The following is a 25,188-nucleotide window of genomic DNA, read 5'->3' as shown; positions in this document are numbered from 1 at the left end:
CCCGCATGGTTTGACAAGATCGATGCCTCCGGCGGGGCGGTGTTTTTTGCCTCCGGGGTGTTCTATTACTTCCTGACGGAGCAGGTCAAGGCGCTGGTGCAGGGGATGGCAGATGCTTTCCCCGGCGGAGTGCTGGTCTTTGATGCTGCCAACCGTACGGCGGTAAAGATGATCGCCAAAACGTGGCTCAGGACGGCGAAAATCAAGGATGTGGGAGCATATTTCGCGGTTTCGGATGCGAAAAGCGAGCTTTCCCCATGGGACAGCCGTTTGCAAGTATCCAGCAGGGGCTATATGATGGGGTACAACGATTTGAAAGATCCTTCTGTCAGCGGCTTTTTCCGGTTTCTCGCCAAGGTTGGGGACAACGGGATGAAAATGCAGATCGTGAAGATCGGATTTGGAGACAGAGAATGAAATATGCCAAGATGCCCTTTGGGATGTGGATGCTGTTTGCCGGTTCCTTTCAAAAGCAGCTGACGGCAGTGCTGGGCTATGATGCGGACACTGCAAAAGCCATCACGAAAAAGGCAAAGCCGCAATACCGGCAGATCATCTGCAGGCTGCCGGAGTTTGAAAAGGCCGACCGCTTCAAAATGAATCTGGTCAACTGCGCCATGATTGGCGCGTTCATTCTCTCCATGCCGCAACGTCCAGAGGTGGACAGGCTGACGGATTACTATGCAAGATCCATGATGACAAAGCCCATGCAGTGGTTCTGCCGCAAAAGCGGAAAAAGCAAGTTTACCGCAAAGGATATTGCCGCTATGAAGGCAACCGCCACTCTGAAAGCCGCCGACCGCAACCCCTACTCGTGGAACATGGAGTTTTACGAATACCCGGATGGCAGCGGCTACGAGGGACGCTTTACCAAATGCGGCATCTGTGTGCTGATGAAGGAACTGGGGCTGTACGACCTGACCCCCGCTTTGTGCCATCTGGACTACACCATGAGCGAAGCGGGCGGCGTGACAAATTTTGTGCGGCAGTACACGCTTGCCTCCGGCGGGCCCTACTGTGACTGCAGGTACAAAAAGAAAATAAATTAGGAGGAGTGTGCGATGCTTGTCAAGTCGATAACAGAGGAAGAAATTTACGGTATCGGCCACGCTCAGCGGAGCAAAAACTACACGCCCAGCAGGATCGCAAGGAAGATCAGGTTGGACAGGGTGAACAGCCCAAAATACTGCTTCTTCCCCTGTGGCAGCTCCCGTGCGATCTGCCGGTAGGAAATAAGACTGGCCATGGATGCGATCAGAGTGCCAAGACCTCCCAGATTGGTACCGATAATAAGGGCTTGTGTCTCTGCCGTGAACCCGGACAGCAGCAGGGCGGCGGGAACATTACTGGTGACCTGCGAAGCAAGAACCGCCACTAGAACTTCCCGGCCGGTCAGAAACTCCTGCAGCCAGCCGGAAAAGGCCGGAATGCGCCCCAGATTGCCAATGAAGATGAAAAAAGCCACAAAGGTCAAAAGCAGGGAATAGTCCACTGCCCGTAAGGTGTGCGGGTCTGCAAAAAGAACGCAGACGAGTACAGCGGCAAAGGCAATGCCATAGGGCAGCACCCGGATCACGGACAGCAGGCAGACGGCAAACAGAACCAGATACAGCAGGATGATCTTCTGATCTCCCTGAGATGCAGAAGAAGAAACAAGCTCGTCCACGGAGAGGGCGGCAGAGTTTTTCCGGCAGACCAATGCTGCCCAGGCCAGCAGCAGGAGCAGAGAGACCAGGGTGTAGGGCAGCATAAGAAGAACAAATCCCCCGATGCTCATGCTGCTTTTTCCGTAAAGATAGAGGTTCTGCGGGTTGCCGATGGGGGTCAGCATACTGCCAAGGTTTGCCGCAATGGTCTGCATACAGACCACCGGAATCAGAAGGGAGCGGCGGACATCCGCTCCCAGACGGCTCAGGACCACGAACGTAAAGGGAACGAAGGTCAGCAGGGAAACATCGTTGGTGATGAACATGCTTCCGAAAAAGCACAGCCCGACCAGTACCAAAGTCAGCTGAAAGGTGCTGTGGGTACGGGACAGCAATGCCCGGCCCAGTCCATCAAAAAAGCCCTGCCGCCGCAGCCCGGCCATGACCGTCATCAGGGAAAACAGGATCGCCAGCGTGCGCAGGTCGATGTAGCCGAGATACTGCACATCCGGCGGAACAAAGAAGGCGGAGACAACGGCCAGCACAGCGGCTGCGGTGAGGACCGTTTCCTGCTGAATGAATTGTTTGAGTTTCATAGAGACACATCCTTGTAGTTGTAAAGGCGGCCCTGCTGCGATGCCGGGCGGCCTTTTTTCGTATTTCAGAGCAGCAGCTCAAACGACCCGATCATCAGCGGCATGGTCAGGATGGAAAGCAGCGTGCTCAGGACATAGATCGCACTGGAATGAGAAGCATCCCGGTCATAGAGCTGTGCCATGGAGGTGACTGTTGCACAGGCGGGGGTAATGGCAGAAAGGTAGACCGTCATCAGGATGGACTTGCCGTCCGGGATCCAAAGGGATGCGTGAACTGCCCAAAGCAGCAGAACAATGACCAGCGGAACACCCAGCAGACGCAGAAATACCGGCAGATAGTTGCGCGGGGTGCAGAAAACCTTTTTCAGGGGCACTTCCGCAATGGCCATGCCTGCCAGCAGCATTCCCATAGGGCCGATCATATTGCCGACACTGCTCAGTGTGCTGGTGATCGGGGCGGGCAGCGAGATGTGCAGCAGGTACAGCAGAGCACCGGCTGCAATGGCGATCAGGTTGACATTGGTAAGGAGCTTGCGCCATTCCAGCCGGGCAGACCCCTGCAGGCAGGCGCTTGCATGGGTCCAGAGCAGCACCAGCTGTACAATGACAAAGGCGCAGGAGTAGACAACATATTCCTCCCCCAGCAGGGCCTGCACGATGGGAATGACCAGCGCGGCGGCATTGCTGTAAATGATATTGACCTGCTCCACGGCGTCCAGCTTGAGAGCTTTGCGGAACAGCGCATTCAGAAGCAGAAATACAACGTGCATTCCAACGGCGATGCCCATGGAATAAAGCAGCCCGGTGCGGATCTCCGGTGTATCCTTGATCTGAAAGGCGTTCAGAACGACACAGGGCATGACCAGATAGACAAAGACCACAGACAGCACCTTGCTGTCCGATGCCTTCAACAAGCCGGTTTTCACAACGGCATATCCCATCAGCAGAATCAGAAATAGCTGCGCGATCTGCTGCATCAATAAAAGGCTGATTTGCATTTAGATCTCCTCTTTTGCAATTCGTTTTTGCAGCACCATCCTACTCCATTGGCGGGGCATCGTCAAGAGAAAACAGAAAAAATACGATCTGAATATGAGATGGACGTCGCACCTTACGAAAACGGCAAGCCCATCTATTATGACTTTACGGCGTGTCCGGCAGCGGAGTTTGCCAAACTGGGATTTTCCCCCGGAACGACTTTTGCCGTCTGCGTGCGGCGTATAGAATGATCAACGAGTCAACAGCTCAAAATGATTCCGTTTGGTGACCAGCAATCCTTCCTTTTGCAGTTTGGAAAGCTCCACCGACATGGCGGCACGCTCCACGCAGAGAAAATCTGCCAACTGCTGACGGTCAAAGGGAATGTCAAAGGAGAGGGATGACTGCCGGATGGACTCGGCAGACAGGTAGGACAGCAGCTTTTCCCGGGTGGTCCGCTTGCTGACATGGGTGATCTTATCGTTAAAAAGCAGTATTTTGTTTGCCAGAACGCTGACCAGATTGAGGATGAGTTTTTGGTGATGGTCGCAGGCGGTGGGGCAGGAGGTGAGCAGCCGCTTGACGTTCAGCAGCAGGATCTCGCAATCCTCCTCTGCCACCACACTGATGTTCAGGATGGCACCGGGGGTGGCGGCGTAAGGCTCCCCGAAAAAGTCCCCGGTATTGCACTTGGACAGGATGTTGCGGTGTCCCCAAAGATCCTCCTGGATCACAAGGGTGGAACCGGACAGCATGAGCCCCATGACCTCTGTGGAATCTCCGGCACGGAAGATATAGGAGCCCCGGGGACGGGTGATTTTCGCCGCACTGACGCAGTGCAGGATGGACAGGATTTCATCATCGGTAAGCCCGGTAAAGAAGGGGCAGCTCCGCAGAACAGGCAAATATTTTTGCATAAAAGCTCTCCTTGTTAGAATTCAAACAGACAAGATAGCCTTAGTATACTATAATAAGGCTGCAAATGCAAAAACACCCACAACAGGAGAGTATAGATATGATTCGGAAGATCATCCATATTGACGAAGAAAAATGCAACGGCTGCGGGCTTTGTGCAACCGCCTGCCACGAGGGAGCCATCGACATCATCAACGGCAAAGCAAAGCTGGTGCGGGAGAATTTCTGCGATGGCTTTGGCGATTGCCTGCCGGGCTGTCCCACCGGAGCCATTACCTTTGAAGAGCGGGAAGCCCCCGCTTACGATGAGGCGGCGGTGCAGGAGAACAAAAAGAAAAAGGAACTGCAGGAGAAGATGAAGCACCTCCACGAGGGTGGCTGCCCCGGCTCCCGGATGCGGATGCTGGAACAGCCGGAGGCTGCCGAAAGCGCAGCTTCTGCCCCCGTGCAGCAGGTCTCCCGCCTCCGCAACTGGCCGGTGCAGATCAAGCTGGCACCCGTCCATGCGCCCTACTTTGCGGGCGCAAAGCTTCTGATCGCAGCGGACTGCACGGCCTACGCCTACGCTAATTTCCATCAGGAATTTATGCGGGGCAAAGTGACCCTCATCGGCTGCCCGAAGCTGGACGCTGTGGATTACAGCGAAAAGCTCACCGAGATCCTGCGCAGCAATGACATCCAGAGCGTGACCATCCTCCGCATGGAGGTGCCCTGCTGCGGCGGCTTGGAGATGGCAGCGAAAAAGGCGCTTCAGGCCAGCGGAAAGTTCATTCCGTGGCAGGTGGTCACCATCTCCATTGACGGGAAAATTCTGGATTAAGCAAATAGAGAGGAACTCAAGATGGAACGTAAAATGTTTTGTTTTCAGTGCGAGCAGACGGCAGCCTGCACCGGCTGTACCGGAAAAGCGGGGGTGTGCGGCAAGACTGCCGATGTCGCACAGCTTCAGGATGAACTGACCGGCGCTCTGATTGGGCTGGCCAGAGCCACGGACGGCGGTATGCAGGCGACGCCGGAGGCATGGCGTCTGATGATCGAGGGACTTTTCACCACGGTCACCAATGTGAACTTCAACGAAAAAACGATTCGGGAGCTGATCGGCCGGGTACACGCCGAAAAAGCACAGCTGGTACCCGACTGCTCGAGCTGCGCTGCTCCTTGCGGACGCACCAGTGACTACGACATGAACCTGCTCTGGAGCGCCGATGAGGATATCCGAAGCCTGAAATCCCTTGTTCTGTTTGGCGTGCGCGGCATGGCAGCTTATGCGCATCACGCCATGGTCTTGGGGTATACCGATGACGAGGTGAATCGCTTTTTTGCCAAGGCACTCTTCGCCATTGGCGAGGACTGGGGCATGGAGGAGCTGCTGCCGATCGTAATGGAGGTTGGCGAGAAAAACCTCAAGTGCATGGCACTTCTGGATAAGGCCAACACCGAAAGCTACGGAACGCCCATACCTGTTACCGTTCCGCTGACCGTAGAAAAGGGGCCGTTCATTGTTGTCTCCGGCCATGACCTCCACGACCTGAAGCTGCTGCTGGAGCAGACTGAGGGCAAAGGCATCAACATCTATACCCATGGCGAAATGCTGCCCGCTCACGGCTATCCTGAACTGAAAAGGTATTCCCAGCTCAAGGGCAATTTCGGCACGGCATGGCAGAACCAGCAGAAGGAGTTTGCGGAGCTTCCCGCGCCGGTGCTGTTCACCACCAACTGTCTGATGCCGCCGAAAGCAAGCTATGCCGACCGGGTGTTCACTACGTCGGTGGTGTCCTACCCCGAAATGATGCACATCGGAGAGGACAAAGACTTCACCCCGGTCATCGAAAAGGCTTTGGAGCTGGGCGGTTACTCCGAAGACAAGCCCTTCACCGGCATCAACGGCGGCAGCACGGTCATGACCGGCTTTGCCCGCGGCACGGTGCTTGGCGTGGCAGATCAGGTCATTGAGGCGGTCAAGTCCGGCGCGATCCGGCACTTCTTCCTAGTTGCCGGCTGTGACGGCGCACGCCCCAGCCGCAACTACTACACAGAGTTTGTAAAGCAGACGCCTGCCGATACCGTAGTGCTGACCCTTGCCTGCGGCAAGTACCGCTTCAACGACATTGACCTTGGCACCATCGACGGTCTGCCCCGTCTGATGGATGTCGGACAGTGCAACGATGCTTACAGCGCCATCCAGATCGCTGTTGCCCTTGCGGATGCTTTCGGCTGCGGTGTGAACGACCTGCCGCTGTCCATGGTGCTCTCCTGGTACGAGCAGAAGGCTGTGTGCATTCTGCTGACGCTGCTGTATCTGGGCATTAAGAATATCCGCCTTGGCCCCACGCTGCCGACATTCATTTCACCGAATGTCCTTAACTATCTGGTAGAAAACTATGGCATCGCGCCGATTACAACGCCGGAAGAAGATCTGGAAGCGTTGTTGAAATATAGCAATTCAACTCTTTAATGCAACAGCAACAGCGTTGAATTGCATATCGCAAATATGCTGTTTTCATGTTGCACTAATTTCTTGCCTTGCGATAATTGGGCGTTTTGTGAGAGGCACAATCCATTTTTTGGTTCGTTTTGGTTATTCCAAGGCGGTGCGGGCAGTGCGCACAAGATACTCCATGGCTTCCACCGGGTATTGCCCGGCGGCGGTCTCTCCGGTGAGCATCACGCTGGAAGCACCGTCTGCCACAGCGTTGTAGATGTCGCTGACCTCGGCGCGGGTGGGTACCGCCCGGCTGCACATACTGTCCAGCATCTGGGTCACCACCATAAAGGGCACCCCGGCAGACCGGCAGACTGCCGAAAGCTGTTTCTGGCACCGGGGCAGCTCCCACAGGGGCATGGCGTTGCCAAGGTCCCCGCGGGCAATGACCACTTCATCCACAAGAGGCAGGAACTCCGGCAGGGTCCGCACCCCCGCAAGGTTCTCGATTTTAGCAAAAATGCGGATCTGTCCGGCCCCGGCCTGTTCCAGCGCCCGGCGCAGGGTGCGGATGTCCTCGGCACCCCGCACGAAGGGCAGCATCACCCCGGTAACGCCGCAGGCTTCCGCCAGCTGCAGGTTTTGCAGGTCTGCCTCCGTCAATGTGGGGGAGGCCACCTCCAGCCCCGGCGCTGCAAGGCTTTTGCGGCTTTGCAGGGTGCCGCCCCGCACCACGGTACACTGCAGGGCAGCGCCGTCGGCTCCGGCCACCTGCACAAAGAGCCTGCCGTCATCCAGCAGGAGATCCTGTCCCGGCCGGGCCGCCTGCACCAGCGCCGCTGGGCAAGGGACACCCCCTTGCCCCAGCCGGAGGCTCTGACCCGGTTCCAGCACAAGGGGCCGGGTCAGCGTGCCGATGCGCAGCTCCGGCCCCTGCAGGTCGATGAGCAGCTGGGGGATGCCCACGGCGTGGATAATGTCCAGCCAGTCTTTGTGGGCCGAAAGAGGCCCGTGGGAAAGGTTCATGCGGATGCCCGTCATGCCAGCTTCCACCATGCGCTGCAAGGTCTCCGGCTGGGCACAGGCGGGGCCGATGGTGCCATAAAATTCCAAAAGATCACCCGGTTTCGTTTTTTCTTATTGTAACATGGAACCGGGCCGTTGAAAAGTGCCAAAACGGGACAAGCCGGAAAGCTCTCCCGAGTGGACGCTTCAGAGGTCGTGTGCGCCAAGGCACAACGCACATAGGATGCCCCCGGAGAGCCGCAACAAGCCCTCCGGGGGCATTTTTGGTTTTCGGTATCTGTTCCGCCGGGAAAAAGTGTGGTATACTGAAACCGACAACTCGGAATTTGTGGAGATAAGTATGATAGTACCTGTAAATGAAACAAATCTTCTTCAAGCCGCAACCATCCATTCAATATCCTGGAAGGAATCGCATCGTGCATTTTGTACTCCTGATTTCATAGAAACACACACGCCAGATCGGCAACGGGAGTATTTGAGGAACAAGATGAACAACGGAACAAAGCTCTATATGCTTGTAGAAGAAAAACCAATAGGGGTTGTTTCTGTAACAAAGGGTTTAATAGAGGATCTTTATATTCTTCCAGATATGCAAAACATGGGTTATGGAACGAAATTATTGCTATACGCAGTAGGCCAATGTACGGATACCCCTACGCTGTGGATTCTTGAGAATAATATAAATGCTGAGAGACTCTATCGTCGAATAGGCTTTAAGGAGACAGGGAGAAAGAACGCAATAACAAATAAGCTTGATGAGATTGAGTTCGCATTGACATAAATTCCAGTTTGCCGGGCAGACAGGCATCTGAAAAACCACACAAAAACGAGGGAGCAGCCATGGTGCTTTATTTTTCGGGAACCGGAAACAGCCGGTATCTGGCGCGGTGCATTGCCGAAGGGCTGGGCAAGACCGAGCTGACCGGGGCAGAGCGCATCTGATTTGTGATGGACTGCAGCAGCGAGATCGACAATGCAGCAGGACGTGTGAAGGAAAGCGGAAAACAGATGAAGTTTTTATACTTGCATGGGCTAGGACAAAAACCAGACAGTTGGGACAGAGTAATAAAAGAAACGAAGGTCTCAGACAGCAGCGTCAGCTTGAGTCTGGCAGAGATGCTGGAGGGCAAAGCGGCCACCTATGGGGAGCTGTATGCTGCATTCTCAGGAAGGTGCGACAAGGAAAATAATGAGATCGTTTTGTGCGGGCTTTCCTTGGGTGCGGTTCTGGCACTTAATTATGCGATAGACCACCCGGACAAAGTAAAGGCACTGGTGCTAATTGCAGCACAATATGAAATGCCTGAAAAGCTATTGAAGTTCCAGAATCTGCTGTTTCACGTTATGCCGAATGCAATGTTCGAGCAATTTGGCTTCAAAAAAGCAGACGTGATTCGCTTGTGCGGCACGATGGCGGAATTGGATCTCAGGGATTCATTATATAAGGTGTCCTGTCCGGCATTGATCGTTTGTGGAGAAAAGGACAACGCAAACAAAAAAGCCTCAAAGGAACTTGCCAGTTATTTGAGCGATGCCCACTTCCATGAGCTTTTGAAAACAGGTCATGAAGCAAACATAGAGTCTCCAGAGGAATTGGCAATGGTGCTGCAGAGGTTTTATGATAATATTATCGGATAGTCTACGATCTACACCCTGAAGGATCGCTGTCTGAAATACAGTACACTTAGAATAGTGTTTTCTCCATTCTGCCGGTTGAATGGCGTTTGAAGTTAAAGAGGATCTTGCTGATCATATAATAACGATCTGCATTTGGCTCTTCTGTAACACAGTCACAGAAGCTGCAGACCCATGGCGATGATCCACATATAGGAGCAGGTCTTGGGGATCATCAGCAGGCCCACTTTGGGCTTGGTCTTACTGAAAAGGGTCACAGGCAGGTAGCAGCCAAAGGAAATGAGGATGGCTGCCACCATCCGGGTCATATGGTAGTCGCCGGTATTGCCGGAGATGGCGTACAGGATGATGACGCCGAGGCCGGTAAGGGCAAACACTGCGTTGCGCAGGATGGACAGGGTGGGGTTGCCCTCATCGGTACACCAGTTGTTCTGGGGCAGCAGGCAGATCAGGATGCGCAGGATGGCAGACAGCCAAATCAGGACTTCCACAGCTACGGGAGCCTGAAGCTGAGGGAAGGTGGCCTTCCAGACATACAGCAGGATGATATAGAATACCGTCATGGTGATGGAAGAGACCTGCAGCCCGATGCCGAGCTGCTTCTTGATCCGGTCGCTGCTGCCTCGCACGGCCCGGATGATCCGGGGCACCAGATGGAAGGCGTCACCGCCGCAGAGGGTCAGGGTCAGGACGCCATATAGGATAAAAAGGCTGCGGCCCTGAGCCATCGTGAAAAAGAGGATGCCTGCGATGAGATCAAAGATCAGATAGGCGGCATCGAACACCGCCTCCATCCGATCGGGCATTTTGGGTTGGCAGGCTTTATGATTCATGATGTGTCATTCCTTTTATTTTGAGGCATTCTTCTGCATTGTCGCATATCTTCTGGAATGCCTGTTTACAAGCTGCGATCTGAGGCTCTGAGAGTCCCTGAAACATATCTCTGGCAAACTGCCGCTGAGCCTCAAGCCCTTCGGCGATGATCGGCTGAGCCGACGCGGACAGATAGACATCGATATGCTTTTTGTTCCCGTCGGCGACCTTTTTTTCGATCAGTCCCCGCTCCTCCAGCACTTTCAGTGAGGTGGAGACATGAGATTTGGTGGAATTGCGCACCCGTACAATATCTGCGGCGGTATGGTACTGAGGATTATGGTATAAAAACATCAGGATATCATACTCCATCTGCCGGAGTTGATATTTCTGACATACGGATGACATCAGCAGCTCATAGTAGCAGGTAATGGCTTTGTGATGATCCCAAAAGTTCATAGATACCTCCTGTGATATATTGTTCTATTTAGAACGATTGCATTATATGCTATCCCCGCCGCCTTGTCAAGAGGAAATTTCTGCCGACGATGTTCTTGACCGGAAGATAGGACTCATTGCCCTGCGGAGCCTTTTCTGCCACGTCAACACAGTGAACAAAGAATAAAAAACAGCGACCCCGGAGAGCGGTGGGAATCACTCTCCGGGGTCGCTGTTGTCAGGACAGGGTCTCTTTTGTATGCAGGCGTCGGGAGGCATCCTCTTTTACAAGCTCAATGACCACCGCAGTCAGAGGGATAAAGAAGATGATGCCGATGATGCCAAAAAGCTTTCCGCCGATCATGGCGGCCACAAGGGTGTAAAACGGAGAAAGCCCCACGGACTTTCCCACCACGCGGGGATAGATGAACTGGTTCTCGATAAACTGCACGGCAAGGTAGACAATGAGGCAGCGCACCGCCAGCACAGGATCCACCAGAAGCACAAGGAACACGCTGACCACGCAGGAGATCAGTGCCCCCACATAGGGGATGATGGCACAGATGGCGGTGAGCATCCCCACCAGACTGCCGTAGGGGATCCGGAAAACCGAAAATGCAAGGGTCATGAGGACACCGAGGATCACGGCCTCACTGCATTGTCCCGTCAGAAAGTTTGCGAAGGACTGACGGAACAGCCGACAGAATTTCAGCAGCCCGGCGGCGTGGCTGGGCTTCAGATAGGCGCATACCAGTGTGCGGGCGTGGTGGCAGAGGCTCTCGGCCCCGAGGGACATATAGATGGAGATGATCAGGGCAAAAGATGCAGTCACCACGATGTTCACGGTGGCAGATACCGCTCCGACCGCATTGACCAGCACGGTGTCGATGCTGTTGGTGATCCTGTGCAGCAGCTGCTCCCAGTCGATGCCCTCCAGCCAGTGCATCAACCAGTCCATGTTGGTGTCCTGTGCGCTGAGATAGGCGGTCCAGCGGGGGATATTGGACTCGATCTGTAGATAGAGGCTGTGAAACGACTGCACAAGCTCCGGGATCAGCAGGGTGAGCGCCAGCACCAGCACAAGAACAACGCCGAGCAGGGTGATGAAAAAGCTGAGAAGATGGATGGCGCTGCCTGAGGGCTGCTTTTTGGCCCTGCGGAACAGGCTTCTCAGCCGCTTTTCCAGTCCGGCCATAGGCACGCTGAGAAAAAGCGCCAGAATGCCTCCGGCCAGAATGGGCAGGATCAGATCGACTAGATCGGCGGCAAAGGCCAGAACGGCAGAAAGCCGCAGCAGTGCGACAAAAAGCGTTACCCCCACAACGGTCACGAGCAGATATTGTTTTGTTTTTGGTTCCATGACGACATTCCTTTCCCGGAGCCTGTAGCTGCAAATTGCAAAAGCTCCTCTGCGGACTCTTTTATCGTATTGTAATGGGAAGGAACAGGCTTGTCAAGACGCCGGTAAGGGAAGTGGCGGCCCGCAGCGATGGCCCTGCCTGTCGGCCTTGGCTGTGCGCCCATCTATCCCGGCATCATCCATGCAACGCCGAGCCACTTTGGGGCGGATCGGTCGCAGGCGATCATTGGAGTCCAGATGGCAAGTGCATACGTCGGAAATTGTCTGATGCCGCTGCTGTATCCGCTCAGCGTGATGGTTCTGGATGTGGCTCTGCCCTGTGGGAAACGGCCTGCAAGAGACGGCAGTTTGATAAAATGCGTCCCTAGGAAGAAAAACGATGGAGATTGTATGAAAGATGATAAAAGTATTATCTTTTCGTGAATTTTAGCACTCTACGCTTGACACTGCTAATAAATGGTGCTATAACTATGGCGTGCTCAGGAGGAAGGGCAAAAGAGAGAGCCGCGAGGTGATCGAGCAGCTCCCCGGAAAGCTTTTCCGAATGAACAACATAAAGATTTTTTACCCGACCCGAACGCCGGGATTGGAGGAATGATTTATGTTTATGCCTGCTGTTTTCCATGAGAATCTGTTCGATGATCTCTTTGATCCGTTCTGGAACGATGGCGCGCTGGAGCGTGCGATGAACCGTGAAGAGCGTGAAACCTTCGGCAAGCGCGGTGCAAACATGATGAAGACCGATGTCAAGCAGACCGAGAACGGCTACGATGTGGCTGTTGACCTACCGGGCTGCAAGAAGGAAGACGTTCAGATGGAACTGAACGACGGCTATCTGACTATTCAGGCAGTGCGCAGCCACTCGAATGACGAGAAGGACAACAATGGCCGCTACATCCGCCGCGAGACATTCTCCGGCACCTGTGCCCGCAGCTTCTATGTGGGCGACGCTGTGAAGAAGGAGGACATCCACGCAAAGTTCGAGGATGGCGTCCTGCACGTCGAGCTGCCTGCTCCTCAGCAGACGAAGGCTTTGCCTGAGAACCCGAACCTGATCGAGATCGAGTAAAACGCCGGTCGTGTGCGCCAAGGCACAACGCACATAAGATGCCCCCGGAGAGCTGTAACAAGCCCTCCGGGGGCTTTTTTGTGGGGCGGAAACATGGTACAATAGGAAAGAACGAGAGAGAAGAGGGTGCGATGAAACAAGAAAAAGCCTATTATCACCTGCCCGGTTTGTTTGAGTTTTACGAGCTATACCGGGAGTTCCTACCCCTGTACCGGGGGCATCGGGAATACTTCTATGACTGGTGCAGCATTGGCTCCATCTACGGAGCACCGGCCGACTGCATCTGGGGCGGGGGACGCACCGGTTTCGGCGGGCACGACCCCAAAGAGGTCCTTGCACTGATGCAGGAGTATGGCGTCTCGGCCCGGCTGACCTTCAGCAACTCCCTCCTCCGGGAGGAGCATCTTTCGGACCGGAAATGCAATGCGCTCTGCGCCCTCTTTGCACAGAGCGGCGGGGTGGAGAATGGCGTCATCCTCCATTCGGAGCTGCTGCTGGACTACCTGAGGACGCACTACCCGCAGCTTTACCTCGTCTCCTCCACGACCAAGGTGCTGACGGATTTCCGACAGCTCCGGGACGAGACGGCCCGGGAGGAATTTCGCTATGTGGTGCCGGATTTCCGACTGAACAAGGCCTTTGAACAGCTGGACAGCCTGACGCAGCCCCAGAAGGACAAGGTGGAGTTTCTCTGCAACGAGTGCTGCTGGGTCGGATGCCGGGACCGGAAGCGCTGCTACGAGAATGTCAGCCGCAAAAATCTCGGCGAGGACTGCCCTGACCATATCTGCACTGCCCCGGGCGCGGGGGAGGGCTACCGTTTCTCGAAGGCGATGGAGAACCCCAGCTTCATCGGCGTGGAGGACATCCGGAGGACCTTCCTTCCGATGGGATTTTCCAACTTCAAGATCGAGGGACGGGGGCTTGGCAGCGCCTTGGTGCTGGAATTTCTGCTCTATTATATGGTAAGGCCGGAGTACCAGCTGCACGTCCGGGAAGCCATCTATCTGGACAGTATGCTCGACCTATTCTGAGCGGCCCGGCCTCCGTTTCGAAAGCATCTTGACAAAGCCGGGCGGAGTTGTAATAATAGAGAGACAGTTATATACAACAAACTGCCAAAAGGAGAAAACAATTATGGAAGCATTGGAATGCATCAAGACCCGGCGCAGCGTCCGCCGCTTTACCGAAGAGCCTGTTACCCCGGAGCAGGTGGCCGAAGTGGTGGCCGCTGCCGCTTATGCCCCCAGCTGGAAAAATACCCAGATCGCCCGCTATATTCTCGTGGAAGATGCGCAGAAGCGTGAGAAAATCGCCAGCGATTGTGTGCTGGATTTCACCTATAACGCCAACACGCTTTCCCATGCCCCCGCACTGGTTGCGCTGACGATGGTGACGGGACGCTCTGGTTTTGAGCGGGACGGCAGCTATTCCAGCCCGCTCGAAGGCCACTGGCAGTCCTTTGACGCCGGTATTGCCGCACAGACCTTCTGCCTTGCCGCGCACGCACTGGGCCTCGGGACGGTCATCATGGGCATCTATGACCCGGACAAGGTGGCAAAGGTGCTCTCCGTGCCCGAAGGACAGACAGTGGCTGCGCTCATTGCCATCGGTCATCCTGCACAGGATCCCGCCGCACCTGCCCGCAAGAGCGTGGAAGAACTGCTGAGCGTACAGTAAATGAGATGGGTCCGGCATTCTGGACACCTGCCACAAAGTAGATAACATCACCCCGGTTTCCCTTTTTGAAAGGCAGAAGCCGGGGTGATGTTATTCTATTTCTGACCAAACCCAACGGGCAGGCTACCGGAGCCGCCCGTTGGGTTTGGCGTATCTGGCAAAACAGCAAAATTATGATAGGATTTCTCCGTCAGCAAAGCCCCGGTGGACGCTTAATCGTCTACTAATTCTACTAAAATTGAATCTGTGGTTGTTTTTTTGAGGCAAATTGGACAATAAATCACAAAAAGATTGACAATATCGACCAAAATTTTCTAGGGGGGGGGGGGGTAGAATAGTGTCAAAACCCCTTGCGTACAAGGTAACACAATGGTAAAATAAACTTATAAATAGTTTTATCGCAAGGTAAGAAATCAGTGTAGCATGAAAACAGCATATTTGCGATATGCAATTCAACGCTGTTGCTGTTGCATTGAAAAGTTGAATTGCTATAGGATGTCGAACGCACGGTGTCTCCCACGAGCGAATGAGAGATACCCCTTAATTGCGGAAGGGGTGATAGGTGTGGCGTTTCGACGATTTGGACATCATCCGAGAACAGGCAAAGGTGCGCTAACTGGGATGGGACGGCGTGAGGAAAAGGTGCTTGATGGAAGAATTGCAAACAAAATGACCCTTGGCGAAGCAGTCGTCAGGGGCGTTTTGCGTGCTCTGACGTATGGGGGCGCTGCGGATCGATGCCAAAAAGTGACTGCAAGTGCCTCTGCCGTTGAAGCTGGATAAGAGGACGTACAGTTGGAATCGTGTGTGAGATTACATAGTGTGAGTGAGGAGAAAAAAATGAGCGTAGAGGTAACTGGAATCAATAAGCCGGCTGAAATTGACCGAAAGGAAAATCTGAGGGAGCATCAGCTCTATTGGATCGGGCGTCGGACGCAGGATGTGATCTTGTCGTCGCTGGCGTTGGTGGCGCTGTCGCCGGTCATGCTGGCTACGGCCATCGCGATCGTGGTGGATGACCCTTCTGCTGGCCCGATTTTCTCGCAGGAGCGTATTGGACGAAACGGTAAGCCGTTTAAGTTCTACAAGTTCCGCTCTATGTGCCCCAATGCAGAGGCAAAGCTGGACGACCTGCTGGAACAGAACGAGATGGACGGTCCTGTGTTCAAGATCAAGGACGACCCCCGCATTACCCGCGTGGGCAAGTTTATCCGCAAGACCAGTCTCGACGAGCTGCCGCAGCTTTGGAACATCCTGAAGGGCGATATGAGCATCGTTGGCCCCCGCCCGGCACTTCCCCGTGAGGTGGAGCAGTACGGCGACTACGAAAAGCAGCGCCTGTATGTGACTCCAGGCCTGAGCTGCTATTGGCAGATCGCTCCGCACCGGAATGACCTCTCCTTTGAGGAGTGGATGGATCTGGACGTGAAGTATGTCAAGGAGCGCAGCTTTTGGGTGGATTGGAAGATCATTTTTAAGACATTTAAGGTGTGTTTGCTGGGGCATGGGGAGTAATGTCTACCTCAAACTTTCAGTGGCGGCATGATGGTCTACGGTGGCGTATAAAACGCATGCAAAATCCCCTTACTGCGAGCCTGTTTTATTGCCGAGCAGGGTAGTGACATGATACCTTCATTTTTCCGGGGAATTAGAGGTAGTGAGGGGTAGATGATTGTTCATGTTGCAACAGAGAGTAGTTATGAACTTGTACAGTTTTAACAAAGTAAGTTGATATGAAGGTTATGACAATAAAGGTCAGCACTTTGAAAAAGGGAAAAGTGCGACTGCGAGTTATGACAATAAGACCTAACACTTTGTCGGTGAGTTGGTATGAAGGTGTCTACCATAAAGTTTCAGTTGAAGCAAATTGGGCGAGTAGACCATGACAGGTCTACATAAAAGATTCAGTGGTAGTCGGAAAAGTAGACGGCCACTATGAAAAAATGATAACTACAGCGCGATAGCTCATCCGGCATGGATGATGAACACACTGTTTGATATAGATTTGCTCGGCTCAATATGAGCCTTCCATATAAGTAAGATGAATTTCAGGAGGATATAGAATTATGAAAAAGGACTATAAAATTGCGGTTGCTGGTACCGGGGCTAGAGATATAATACGCGGCTGTCATAATAGGGACAAGGGTACGGCAGAGAATGAAAGGCTCCGCAACCTGAAGTTCATATTTTCTTACCCGAAGAATGAACGAATGATCTTTCTGAGTGGCAGAAATGCCGCACAGGAAGAAATCTCGACCATGAGGGTGGGGTGACAGCCAGCGGACAGGTGTATGAGCCTATCCGCTCTTTGTGTTGGCCGAGATGTTAATGAAGAAATTGAGTGGGATTGTGGGAAAGATTTATGAGCAAGAAACTTGCGATTGCGATGTTCGGACAGAAGCGATTATCGAGAGAAGGCGGAGTAGAGATCGTTGTCAAAGAGCTCTGCACCCGAATGGCACAGAATGGTTGTGACGTGACCTGCTACAACAGAGCAGGTCATCATGTGAGTGGTGCAGAATATGACGATGCTGGTAAAACGGAGTACGAGGGAATTCGTCAGAAATCTGTTCCGACTATTGAACGGCGCGGGGCTAGAGATATAATAGGGTCAACCAAGAAAAACTACGATAACTAAAGGGTTTTGACAGCTCGACTCGTTCAACAAAAGTGTTTATTTGCTGATAGGAAGCGGAGAAGCTGAAATCCAAATGTTATATGTGGGAGGTTTTGGCGCAGCTCTGTTTTGACCCACAAAATGAGCAGCAAGTAAAAAAATAAGGAGAACGAATCGAGCCTACGGTGGATTGCCATTGAGTGATCCGCCGTGGGCTTGTTTGTTGCTTTATTAAATGAAGAATTAGTGAGGGAGAAAAGAACTATGAGAAATTATAAAACTGCTGTGGTCGGCACGGGGGAGTGTGAAATAATATGGGCAACCAAAAATAATCCTGATTTCATGCGGGTTTGCGCGGCTTGACCTTTTCACCTCAACTTGTTTCTGCTTGTCATGGTGCGTTACGGCCAGCGTGTTTTCAGGGGTTAATAGCTTCTGGTTGCGCTCTATACTTAACCCATCACAGCGAAAGCTGATAGAGCAGAAAACAAAATAAGGAGGTACGAGGACAAGCCTGCGTATAGATTGTCACTGCAATCTGTATACAGGCTTGTTGTTGTGCTATGAAGTAAGTTGAGGAGTAAGAGAATACGATAGCAAGAAATACCATCTTTCGGGATGTGTACATAGATAAAAACACCTTTTGAGGAAATAAGGTCCGAAAAAGACCAGAGGAGTAAATGAATTATGGATATTAAAAAGGAATACGAGCGATGGCTGGTGAATGCAACTGCGGATACAGATGTTGCCGATGAACTGAAAACGCTGGATGATACAAAAATTGAGGACGCATTCTATCGTGACCTTGCATTTGGTACGGGAGGTCTGCGTGGTGTGATTGGCGCAGGCACAAACCGAATGAATGTCTACACCGTGGCAAAGGCTTCTCAGGGTCTGGCTGATTATCTGAAAAAGAACTTTACAGAGCCGTCTGTGGCCATCGGTTACGACAGCCGCATCAAGAGCGATGTGTTTGCAAAGGTGGCTGCAGGTGTGTTCGCGGCCAATGGCGTTAAGGTCAACATCTGGCCGACCCTGATGCCGGTTCCTACCGTGTCCTTTGCGACCCGCTATCTGCACACCTCTGCCGGTGTCATGGTGACGGCTTCCCACAATCCCAGCAAGTACAACGGCTATAAGGTCTACGGCGCGGACGGCTGCCAGATCACCACCGAGGCTGCTGCGGAGATTCTGGCTGAGATCGAGAAGCTGGATATTTTCGCAGACGTTAAGACGAGTGATTTTGAAGCAGGCGTGGCAAGCGGCAGCATCCAGTACATCCCGGACGAGGTCTACACCGCCTTCGTGGAGCAGGTCAAGAGCCAGTCCGTCCTGTTTGGCGAGACTGTCAACAAGGATGTAGCCATCGTGTACAGCCCGCTGAACGGCACCGGCCTGAAGCCCGTGACCCGCACCCTGAAGGAGATGGGCTACACCAACATCACGGTGGTCAAGGAGCAGGAGCAGCCGGACGGGAAGTTCCCGACCTGCCCGTACCCCAACCCGGAGATCAAAGAGGCTATGGCACTGGGCATGGAGTATGCCAAAAAGTGCAACGCCGACCTGCTGCTGGCGACTGACCCCGACTGTGACCGTGTGGGCATCGCCGTCAAGAACAAGGCAGGGGAGTACGAGCTGCTGACCGGCAACCAGACGGGTATGCTGTTGTTGGATTATATCTGTAGCCAGCGTGTGAAGCACGGCAGGATGCCCGCTGACCCGGTCATGGTCAAGACGATCGTCACCATGGATATGGGTGAGCAGATTGCTACCCATTATGGCCTGCGTACCATCAACGTGCTGACCGGCTTCAAGTTCATCGGGGAGCAGATCGGCAAGCTGGAACAGCAGGGCAGGGCCGACAGCTATGTGTTCGGCTTTGAGGAGAGCTATGGCTACCTGACCGGCTCCTACGTCCGCGACAAGGACGGCGTGGACGGCGCGTACATGATCTGCGAGATGTTCAGCTACTATGCCACCAAGGGCATCAGCCTGCTGGACAAGCTGGAGGAACTGTACAAGACCTACGGCTACTGTCTGAACACCCTGCACAGCTATGAGTTCGACGGCAGCGCCGGTTTTGCCAAGATGCAGAGCATCATGCAGGCATTCCGTGGTGATATCAAGGTGTTCGGCGGCAAAAAGGTCGTCAAGCTGCTGGACTACGCACCGGGTCTGGACGGCCTGCCCAAGTCCGATGTGCTCAAGTTCCTGCTGGAAGATAACTGCTCCATCGTGGTGCGCCCCTCCGGCACCGAGCCGAAGCTGAAAACTTATATCTCTGTCAGTGCGGAGAATAAGGAAACTGCCGAGATTGTGGAGGCAGATATCCGAAAGAGCGCTGAAAAATATTTAAAGTAAAAAAGATTGGCAGTTGTATGAGGAGAAAAAACATGAATATTATTTTGCTTTCTGGTGGTTCCGGTAAACGTCTTTGGCCTCTTTCTAATGATGTGCGTAGTAAGCAGTTTATCAAACTGTTCAAGAATAATGATGTGTATGAGTCTATGGTGCAGCGTGTTTACCGCCAAATCACCACAGTAGACGCTGATGCAAAGATTACCATTGCAACCAGTAAGTCACAGGCAAGTGCTATCAAGAATCAGTTGGGCGAAAAGGCATCCATTTGTGTAGAGCCTTGCCGCCGCGATACCTTTCCGGCTATTGCGTTGGCTGCTACATATCTTCATGATGAAATGGGGGTTGCAGAGGATGAAGCTGTTGTTGTCTGCCCGGTTGACCCTTATGTAGATAATACCTATTACGAAGCAGTCAAGAGCCTGCAGGAGCTGGCAGAACAGGGTGGCGCAAACCTGACTTTGATGGGCATTGAGCCGACCTATCCCAGTGAGAAGTATGGTTACATCATCCCTGAAAGTGGCGAAAACGTCAGCAAGGTCAAGGAGTTTAAAGAAAAGCCGGATGTAGAAACGGCCAAAAAGTATCTGACTCAGAGTGCGCTGTGGAATGCCGGTATCTTTGCGTTCAAGCTAGGCTATCTGCTGGATAAAGCACATAGTATGATCGACTTCGAGGATTACCGTGATCTGTTCAATAAATATGATACCCTGACCAAGATTAGCTTTGACTATGCAGTGGTTGAGAAAGAGTCCAGCATTCAGGTTTTGCGTTACAGTGGCGACTGGAAAGATGTCGGTACTTGGAACATGATGGCCGAAGTCATGGCTGATAAAACCAAGGGCAAGGCCATTTTGGATGAAACCTGCGAGAATACCAATGTGGTGAACGAACTGAATATTCCAATCCTCTGTATGGGGTGTAAGGATATGATTGTTGCCGCCAGTGGCGATGGTATCTTGATTGCTGATAAAGAACGTAGCGGTTATATGAAGCCCTATGTGGAAAAAATCGAGACAGAAGCAATGTATGCTGAGAAATCATGGGGTACTTATACAGTCATTGATGTTCAACCGGGCTCGATGACAGTCAAGATTTCCATGAGAGCTGGTGAGCATATGACATACCATATGCATAATTACCGCGAGGAAGTTTGGACGGTCGTTTCTGGTAAAGGAAAGGCAATTGTAGATGGCATGGAACAGGTGTTGCGCACTGGTGATGTAATCACAATTGCCGCAGGCTGTAAGCATACAGTAGAGGCTATTACAGCACTTGATATGATTGAAGTTCAGCTCGGTGAAGAAATCAGCGTTACAGACAAGATTAAATTCCCGATGGATTAATGCTGCGGAGGATAAATTAATGGAAATCATGAAATTGATTCCGACTGGCAAGGACTATCTGTGGGGTGGCACCCGACTCCGGGAAGAATACGGAAAAAAGATTGATTTGACTCCGCTGGCAGAGACATGGGAATGCTCTGTACATCCGGATGGCCCTAGCTATGTGGCGAATGGAATCTATAAGGGACAAACGCTGGCGGAGGTACTGAATGCTCACTCAGAATATCTTGGCACAAAGGTGGAAAACGGAGAACTGCCTGTATTGGTGAAATTCATCGATGCCAAGAAGGATTTGTCTGTTCAGGTTCATCCCGATGATGTATATGCACGGGAGCACGAAGGCGACAACGGCAAGACCGAGATGTGGTATGTTATTGATGCTGATGAAGGAGCTAGTTTAATTTATGGTTTTCAGCATGAAGTGACGGAAGAAATACTTCGGAAGGCTGTTGATACTGGAACACTAGATAAGCATCTACAAAAAATTCAAGTTCATAAAGGGGATACATACTTTGTTCCAGCGGGTACGGTACACGGTATTGGTAAAGGTATCCTTCTGGCAGAAATTCAGGAAAGTTCTAATGTAACATATCGTGTTTACGACTATAATCGTGTGGATAAGAACGGTAAAAAACGTGAATTGCATTTTGATAAGGCTGTGCAAGTCATGGAGATGAAAGTTACATCGAATGTGAACAAAAAATCGAGGATGGTAAAGTATTATCCAGGTTGCTCTCGTGAATTACTTTGCCGTTGTAAATATTTTGAAACAGAGAGAATACAAGTAACGAAAGGTTTTGCCTTTTCGGTGATGGATAGTTCATTCCAGGTATTGATGTGCCTGAATGGATATGGAGAAGTGCAGACAATGGATGCGGAACAAAAGCCGATGCGCTTCAGCAAAGGTGAAACAATGTTTTTGCCAGCTAGACTGGGTAGATGCCTGGTTGTTGGTGATGCAGAGTTAATTAAGGTTCGGTGCTAACAGGATTGTAATGAGGACAGAAAAATGTCAAGAATAAAATTTATGAACACAGAGATTGATAATTTGACAATGCAGGAAACACTGCAGGCTATTGATCAGCTGATTCAAGAAAATAGAAGCGCATACGTGGTCACACCTAATGTGGATCACATTGTGCAGCTTGAAACAAGTAAAGAATTAAAGGCGGTCTATGAGAATGCGTCGTTAATTTTGACGGATGGTAAACCATTGTTGTGGATTGCAAAATGGTATGGAACACCGATTAAAGAGAAAATTTCAGGTTCGGATTTGTTCCCACGCTTGTGCAATATGGCTGCGAAAAAAGGATATAAGTTATTCTTTTTAGGCGCGGCTGAAGGTGTAGCAGCGAAAGCAGCAGAGAATCTTGCAAATAAATTTAAGGGATTACAGGTTGTTGGTACATACTCTCCGCCATTTGGTTTTGAAAATAATCAAATAGAAATGGATAAGATTAAGTCTATGATTAAAGAGTCTAAACCTGACATTTTGATTGTTGGATTGGGATGTCCAAAGCAAGAGAAGTTCATGTACCATCATTGTAAAGAACTTGGAGTGCCAATTTCTTTTGGTTTGGGTGCAAGTCTTGATTTCGAGGCAGGAAACATTAAAAGAGCTCCTCGCTGGATGGCGGATCATGGGCTGGAATGGCTTTTTAGAATCACACAAGATCCCAAACGTATGGCGAAAAGATATTTGATTAATGACAGAAAAATATTGAAACTAGCAATTAAATACAAAAAGCAAGTGTGAGGATGGATATGGGAGCTTTTCAAAATATCGGAATTAATGCTTATTTAAAAAGATATGGCTTAAAGAATGGATTGCTCAGAGGAATTTATATGGCGAATCCCATTCATATAGTTCGTGATTATGAAAATAAAAAACTATTATATTATTATCATGCAAAAAAGTACATAAAAAATCATTATGAAAAATATGCAGATGAAATTAATGACGATGTTAAATATGGGGAATGTGTAAATGAAAATCCAATATGGATTTATTGGCAGCAAGGAATTGAAAATGCCCCAGAATTGGTACAAAAATGTATAAAATCTGTAGTTGAATTCTCAGAGAGACCGGTTATTAAATTAGATGCTAAGAGTGTGGAAAAATATATTCAATTGCCAAATGATATTCGTCAAAAGTACACATCAGGAAAAATGTCTGATGCGGCATTATCAGACTTGATTCGGTTTTCTTTATTGGAGCATTTTGGAGGTACTTGGATTGATGCTACAGTATTATTAACTGGAAAAATTCCTGAGTATATACTGGAATCAGATTTCTTTGCGTTTCGAGATACATTTGGCCTAATTGAAAATCCAGCGACTATTAGCAACTGGCTTCTTCATAGTGTGCCACATAATATAATAATAAAAGAAGCAAAAAATATGGCTTTTGCGTACTGGAGAAATGAGGAATATGTTGTTGATTATTTATTTACATACATGATTCTTCAAATAGCGTATGAAAGAAATGTCAATAGTTGTGGTTGGTTTCCTTATGCGAATAGTGATTATTGTCATCAGTATTTAAATGTATTAGATGAACCGTTTTCTGAGAAAGTTTTAGAACATATTACAAGACTATCAAGTATTCATAAATTAACATATAAATTAAAAGAGGAAGTGTATGAAAGAAAAAATACATTTTATGCGCATCTTATGCAAGGAGAGTAATTATTGATGTTCAAAATAACAAAACCAATTGGGTATGTATTATATGTTATTACAAGTTGGCTTCCACACTATCAATTACATTATTCGTGGCCGATAACAACTGCAATACGAAGAATAGCAGCACAACTCATGTTTGATAAATGTGGAAAGCATGTCGATATAGGAAGAAAAATTTCATTTTCTTCTCATTTTTCACTTGGGGATAGATCTTCTGTAGGGGACAATACTTATATTTTAGGAAAAGTTTCAATTGGAAATGATGTGATGATGGCAGCAAATTGTGCGTTTATTGCGTCAAACCACAATACAAAGAGATTGGATATACCTATGAATCAACAGGGAGGAACCGATGCACCAATTATTATTGGAGATGATGTGTGGATATGTTATGGCAGTACTGTTTGTGCTGGAGTAACAGTTGGCGATGGGGCAATAATCGCAGCTGGTTCAGTAGTAACAAAAGATGTGCCTCCTTATGCAGTTGTTGGAGGAGTTCCGGCAAAAATTATTAAAAGTAGGCAGGAATGAGAAAATGAATGTATTAATGATTGGTGTTGATGAAACATCTATAGGTGGAATGTTAACAGTTGTTAATAATTACAAGAACAATAAAGAATTTTGCAAAATGACAAACTTAAAATATGTCGCAACGGTTATTCGTTCGAATAAACTTGTGAAGATAAAAACATTTTTGTGTAAAATTCCAGAGATTATTTCTACAATAAGAAATGATAAGATTGATATTGTTCATGTTCATATGGCAGAACGAGGCAGTGTGTTTAGAGAGGGATTTGTTGTTCTATTGGCAAATGTCATGGGATGCAAAACTGTTATTCATATGCATGGAGCGGATATAGAAGATTGGTATAATAAACAATTCGTATTAATAAAAAAGCTTATAGCAAATATTTTTTGTGCAGCAGATGTTATGATCGTGTTAGGAGATAATTGGCTTCCTTTTATGAGAAGCGTTATGGTCGGACATGAGGAAAAAATTAAGGTACTACATAACGCAGTATATGTTGAAGCTGAAAATAAGGCAAATGCGAACGCGACAGATATTCTATTTTATGGAATGTTAATTAAACGTAAGGGAATAGAAGATCTTTTAGCAGCTTTTGAAAGAATTAAAGATGATATCCCGAAAAATATACACTTACGATTATACGGCGATAATAAAGAGTTCGACGTTTTAAAAAAATTGAAAGAATATCATCTAGAAGAAAGAGCTTCATATGAAGGATGGATGACGAGTGAAAAACGTCAGACAGTGTTTAGCAATACATTAATAAATGTTCTTCCATCCTACAATGAAGGGTTACCAATGACAATTTTGGAAAGCATGGGGTATGGAATTCCTAATATCTCTACTAATATTGCTGCAATTCCAGAAGCAATTACAGATGGAGTGAATGGTTTTACAATTGAGCCAGGGGATGTTGATTCATTGGCAGAAAAAATGAAAAATCTTATATTGCATAAAGACTTGTGGGTGAAATTTAGCAATAATGCATATGAAACTGCTAAAAACGAGTTTTCTATAAAAACTCATTTTGCCCAATTAATGAAAATATATGAACAAATTATGTAAGAGGAGGAAA

General features: G+C 50.1%; 25 protein-coding genes and 3 pseudogenes. 21 read left to right on the top strand and 7 right to left on the bottom strand.

Going from position 1 to position 25,188, the window contains the following annotated elements; translation table 11 throughout:
- Positions 1-417, top strand: a pseudogene (locus tag LKD23_RS07045) (class I SAM-dependent methyltransferase); the annotation flags it as partial.
- Entirely contained in the window at positions 414-1,049 is a 636-nt protein-coding gene (locus LKD23_RS07040; RefSeq protein WP_227621030.1) for an L-2-amino-thiazoline-4-carboxylic acid hydrolase, read from the top strand. The pseudogene LKD23_RS07045 and the gene LKD23_RS07040, both read left to right, overlap by 4 nt.
- 77 nt (positions 1,050-1,126) lie before the next feature.
- Here the strand turns inward: LKD23_RS07040 and LKD23_RS07035 are convergent, their stop codons facing one another.
- Together LKD23_RS07035 and LKD23_RS07030 are read right to left on the bottom strand one after the other, a co-directional pair.
- Entirely contained in the window at positions 1,127-2,242 is a 1,116-nt protein-coding gene (locus tag LKD23_RS07035; protein ID WP_227621029.1) for an SLC13 family permease, read from the bottom strand.
- A gap of 65 nt (positions 2,243-2,307) precedes the next feature.
- Positions 2,308-3,240 (bottom strand): AEC family transporter, encoded by a 933-nt coding sequence (locus LKD23_RS07030; protein ID WP_227621028.1) that lies wholly within the window; start codon positions 3,238-3,240, stop codon positions 2,308-2,310.
- On the opposite strand from LKD23_RS07030, the gene LKD23_RS07025 reads away from it, so the two are divergent.
- The gene (locus LKD23_RS07025; RefSeq protein WP_227621027.1) at positions 3,235-3,471 is read left to right on the top strand and encodes a hypothetical protein; all 237 of its coding nucleotides are present in this window, start codon (positions 3,235-3,237) and stop codon (positions 3,469-3,471) included. The two genes, LKD23_RS07030 and LKD23_RS07025, sit on opposite strands and share 6 nt — an antisense overlap.
- Here the strand turns inward: LKD23_RS07025 and LKD23_RS07020 are convergent, their stop codons facing one another.
- On the bottom strand, positions 3,472-4,137 hold the full coding sequence (locus LKD23_RS07020) for a Crp/Fnr family transcriptional regulator (RefSeq protein WP_227621026.1): 666 nt from the start codon (positions 4,135-4,137) through the stop codon (positions 3,472-3,474).
- A 98-nt stretch (positions 4,138-4,235) separates the two neighbouring features.
- On the opposite strand from LKD23_RS07020, the gene LKD23_RS07015 reads away from it, so the two are divergent.
- Together LKD23_RS07015 and hcp are read left to right on the top strand one after the other, a co-directional pair.
- The gene (locus LKD23_RS07015; RefSeq protein WP_227621025.1) at positions 4,236-4,955 is read left to right on the top strand and encodes an ATP-binding protein; all 720 of its coding nucleotides are present in this window, start codon (positions 4,236-4,238) and stop codon (positions 4,953-4,955) included.
- Between the two features lie 21 nt (positions 4,956-4,976).
- Positions 4,977-6,590 carry a hydroxylamine reductase gene (gene hcp, locus LKD23_RS07010; protein WP_227621024.1) on the top strand — a complete coding sequence of 538 codons (1,614 nt, stop codon included), beginning with the start codon at positions 4,977-4,979 and terminating at the stop codon, positions 6,588-6,590.
- Positions 6,591-6,713: 123 nt separating this feature from the next.
- Here the strand turns inward: hcp and LKD23_RS07005 are convergent, their stop codons facing one another.
- Positions 6,714-7,670, bottom strand: a complete 957-nt coding sequence (locus LKD23_RS07005) for a pyruvate kinase (RefSeq protein ID WP_227621023.1) — start codon at positions 7,668-7,670, stop codon at positions 6,714-6,716.
- Positions 7,671-7,878: 208 nt separating this feature from the next.
- On the opposite strand from LKD23_RS07005, the gene LKD23_RS07000 reads away from it, so the two are divergent.
- Together LKD23_RS07000 and LKD23_RS06995 are read left to right on the top strand one after the other, a co-directional pair.
- Positions 7,879-8,364 carry a GNAT family N-acetyltransferase gene (locus LKD23_RS07000; RefSeq protein ID WP_227621022.1) on the top strand — a complete coding sequence of 162 codons (486 nt, stop codon included), beginning with the start codon at positions 7,879-7,881 and terminating at the stop codon, positions 8,362-8,364.
- 167 nt (positions 8,365-8,531) lie between these two features.
- Complete coding sequence (locus LKD23_RS06995; protein ID WP_349138538.1) at positions 8,532-9,221, top strand: alpha/beta fold hydrolase; 690 nt, start codon at positions 8,532-8,534, stop codon at positions 9,219-9,221.
- Positions 9,222-9,373: 152 nt separating this feature from the next.
- Here LKD23_RS06995 and LKD23_RS06990 read toward each other — a convergent pair whose 3' ends face one another.
- The 3 genes from LKD23_RS06990 to LKD23_RS06980 form a co-directional block, all read right to left on the bottom strand.
- A complete protein-coding gene (locus LKD23_RS06990; RefSeq protein ID WP_227621021.1) occupies positions 9,374-10,024 on the bottom strand; it encodes a hypothetical protein in 651 nt (216 codons plus the stop codon).
- A gap of 16 nt (positions 10,025-10,040) precedes the next feature.
- The gene (locus tag LKD23_RS06985; protein WP_227621020.1) at positions 10,041-10,490 is read right to left on the bottom strand and encodes a MarR family winged helix-turn-helix transcriptional regulator; all 450 of its coding nucleotides are present in this window, start codon (positions 10,488-10,490) and stop codon (positions 10,041-10,043) included.
- A 217-nt stretch (positions 10,491-10,707) separates the two neighbouring features.
- Positions 10,708-11,790 (bottom strand): AI-2E family transporter, encoded by a 1,083-nt coding sequence (locus LKD23_RS06980; RefSeq protein ID WP_227621019.1) that lies wholly within the window; start codon positions 11,788-11,790, stop codon positions 10,708-10,710.
- Positions 11,791-11,970: 180 nt separating this feature from the next.
- Here LKD23_RS06980 and LKD23_RS13045 point away from each other — a divergent pair.
- The 14 genes and pseudogenes from LKD23_RS13045 to LKD23_RS06910 all read left to right on the top strand — a co-directional run.
- Positions 11,971-12,144, top strand: a pseudogene (locus LKD23_RS13045) (MFS transporter); the annotation flags it as partial.
- Between the two features lie 286 nt (positions 12,145-12,430).
- On the top strand, positions 12,431-12,898 hold the full coding sequence (locus LKD23_RS06970; RefSeq protein ID WP_227621018.1) for an Hsp20/alpha crystallin family protein: 468 nt from the start codon (positions 12,431-12,433) through the stop codon (positions 12,896-12,898).
- Between the two features lie 131 nt (positions 12,899-13,029).
- Entirely contained in the window at positions 13,030-13,932 is a 903-nt protein-coding gene (locus LKD23_RS06965) for a hypothetical protein (protein WP_227621017.1), read from the top strand.
- 103 nt (positions 13,933-14,035) lie between these two features.
- On the top strand, positions 14,036-14,578 hold the full coding sequence (locus tag LKD23_RS06960) for a nitroreductase family protein (RefSeq protein WP_227621016.1): 543 nt from the start codon (positions 14,036-14,038) through the stop codon (positions 14,576-14,578).
- Between the two features lie 840 nt (positions 14,579-15,418).
- Positions 15,419-16,093: a sugar transferase gene (locus LKD23_RS06955; RefSeq protein WP_227621015.1), complete on the top strand. Its 675-nt coding sequence runs from the start codon at positions 15,419-15,421 to the stop codon at positions 16,091-16,093.
- 551 nt (positions 16,094-16,644) lie between these two features.
- Positions 16,645-16,851 (top strand): hypothetical protein, encoded by a 207-nt coding sequence (locus LKD23_RS06950; RefSeq protein WP_227621014.1) that lies wholly within the window; start codon positions 16,645-16,647, stop codon positions 16,849-16,851.
- 89 nt (positions 16,852-16,940) lie between these two features.
- Positions 16,941-17,216, top strand: a complete 276-nt coding sequence (locus LKD23_RS06945) for a hypothetical protein (RefSeq protein WP_341458695.1) — start codon at positions 16,941-16,943, stop codon at positions 17,214-17,216.
- A 666-nt stretch (positions 17,217-17,882) separates the two neighbouring features.
- Entirely contained in the window at positions 17,883-19,556 is a 1,674-nt protein-coding gene (locus LKD23_RS06940; RefSeq protein WP_227621013.1) for a phospho-sugar mutase, read from the top strand.
- A gap of 32 nt (positions 19,557-19,588) precedes the next feature.
- The gene (locus tag LKD23_RS06935) at positions 19,589-20,899 is read left to right on the top strand and encodes a sugar phosphate nucleotidyltransferase (protein ID WP_227621012.1); all 1,311 of its coding nucleotides are present in this window, start codon (positions 19,589-19,591) and stop codon (positions 20,897-20,899) included.
- 19 nt (positions 20,900-20,918) lie between these two features.
- Positions 20,919-21,884: a type I phosphomannose isomerase catalytic subunit gene (locus LKD23_RS06930; protein ID WP_227621011.1), complete on the top strand. Its 966-nt coding sequence runs from the start codon at positions 20,919-20,921 to the stop codon at positions 21,882-21,884.
- A gap of 24 nt (positions 21,885-21,908) precedes the next feature.
- Positions 21,909-22,655 (top strand): WecB/TagA/CpsF family glycosyltransferase, encoded by a 747-nt coding sequence (locus LKD23_RS06925; RefSeq protein ID WP_227621010.1) that lies wholly within the window; start codon positions 21,909-21,911, stop codon positions 22,653-22,655.
- 8 nt (positions 22,656-22,663) lie between these two features.
- The gene (locus LKD23_RS06920) at positions 22,664-23,587 is read left to right on the top strand and encodes a capsular polysaccharide synthesis protein (protein ID WP_227621009.1); all 924 of its coding nucleotides are present in this window, start codon (positions 22,664-22,666) and stop codon (positions 23,585-23,587) included.
- Between the two features lie 360 nt (positions 23,588-23,947).
- Positions 23,948-24,106, top strand: a pseudogene (locus tag LKD23_RS13040) (DapH/DapD/GlmU-related protein); the annotation flags it as partial.
- On the top strand, positions 24,051-25,178 hold the full coding sequence (locus LKD23_RS06910) for a glycosyltransferase family 4 protein (RefSeq protein ID WP_431834226.1): 1,128 nt from the start codon (positions 24,051-24,053) through the stop codon (positions 25,176-25,178). The pseudogene LKD23_RS13040 and the gene LKD23_RS06910, both read left to right, overlap by 56 nt.
- Positions 25,179-25,188: the final 10 nt, after the last annotated feature.

Origin of the sequence: Faecalibacterium butyricigenerans, from assembly GCF_020687345.1 — a bacterium.
GTDB classification, from domain to species: Bacteria; Bacillota; Clostridia; order Oscillospirales; family Ruminococcaceae; genus Faecalibacterium; species Faecalibacterium butyricigenerans.
Note: the sequence above shows the minus strand (reverse complement) of the source record. Positions and strands in the feature narration are given on the sequence as shown.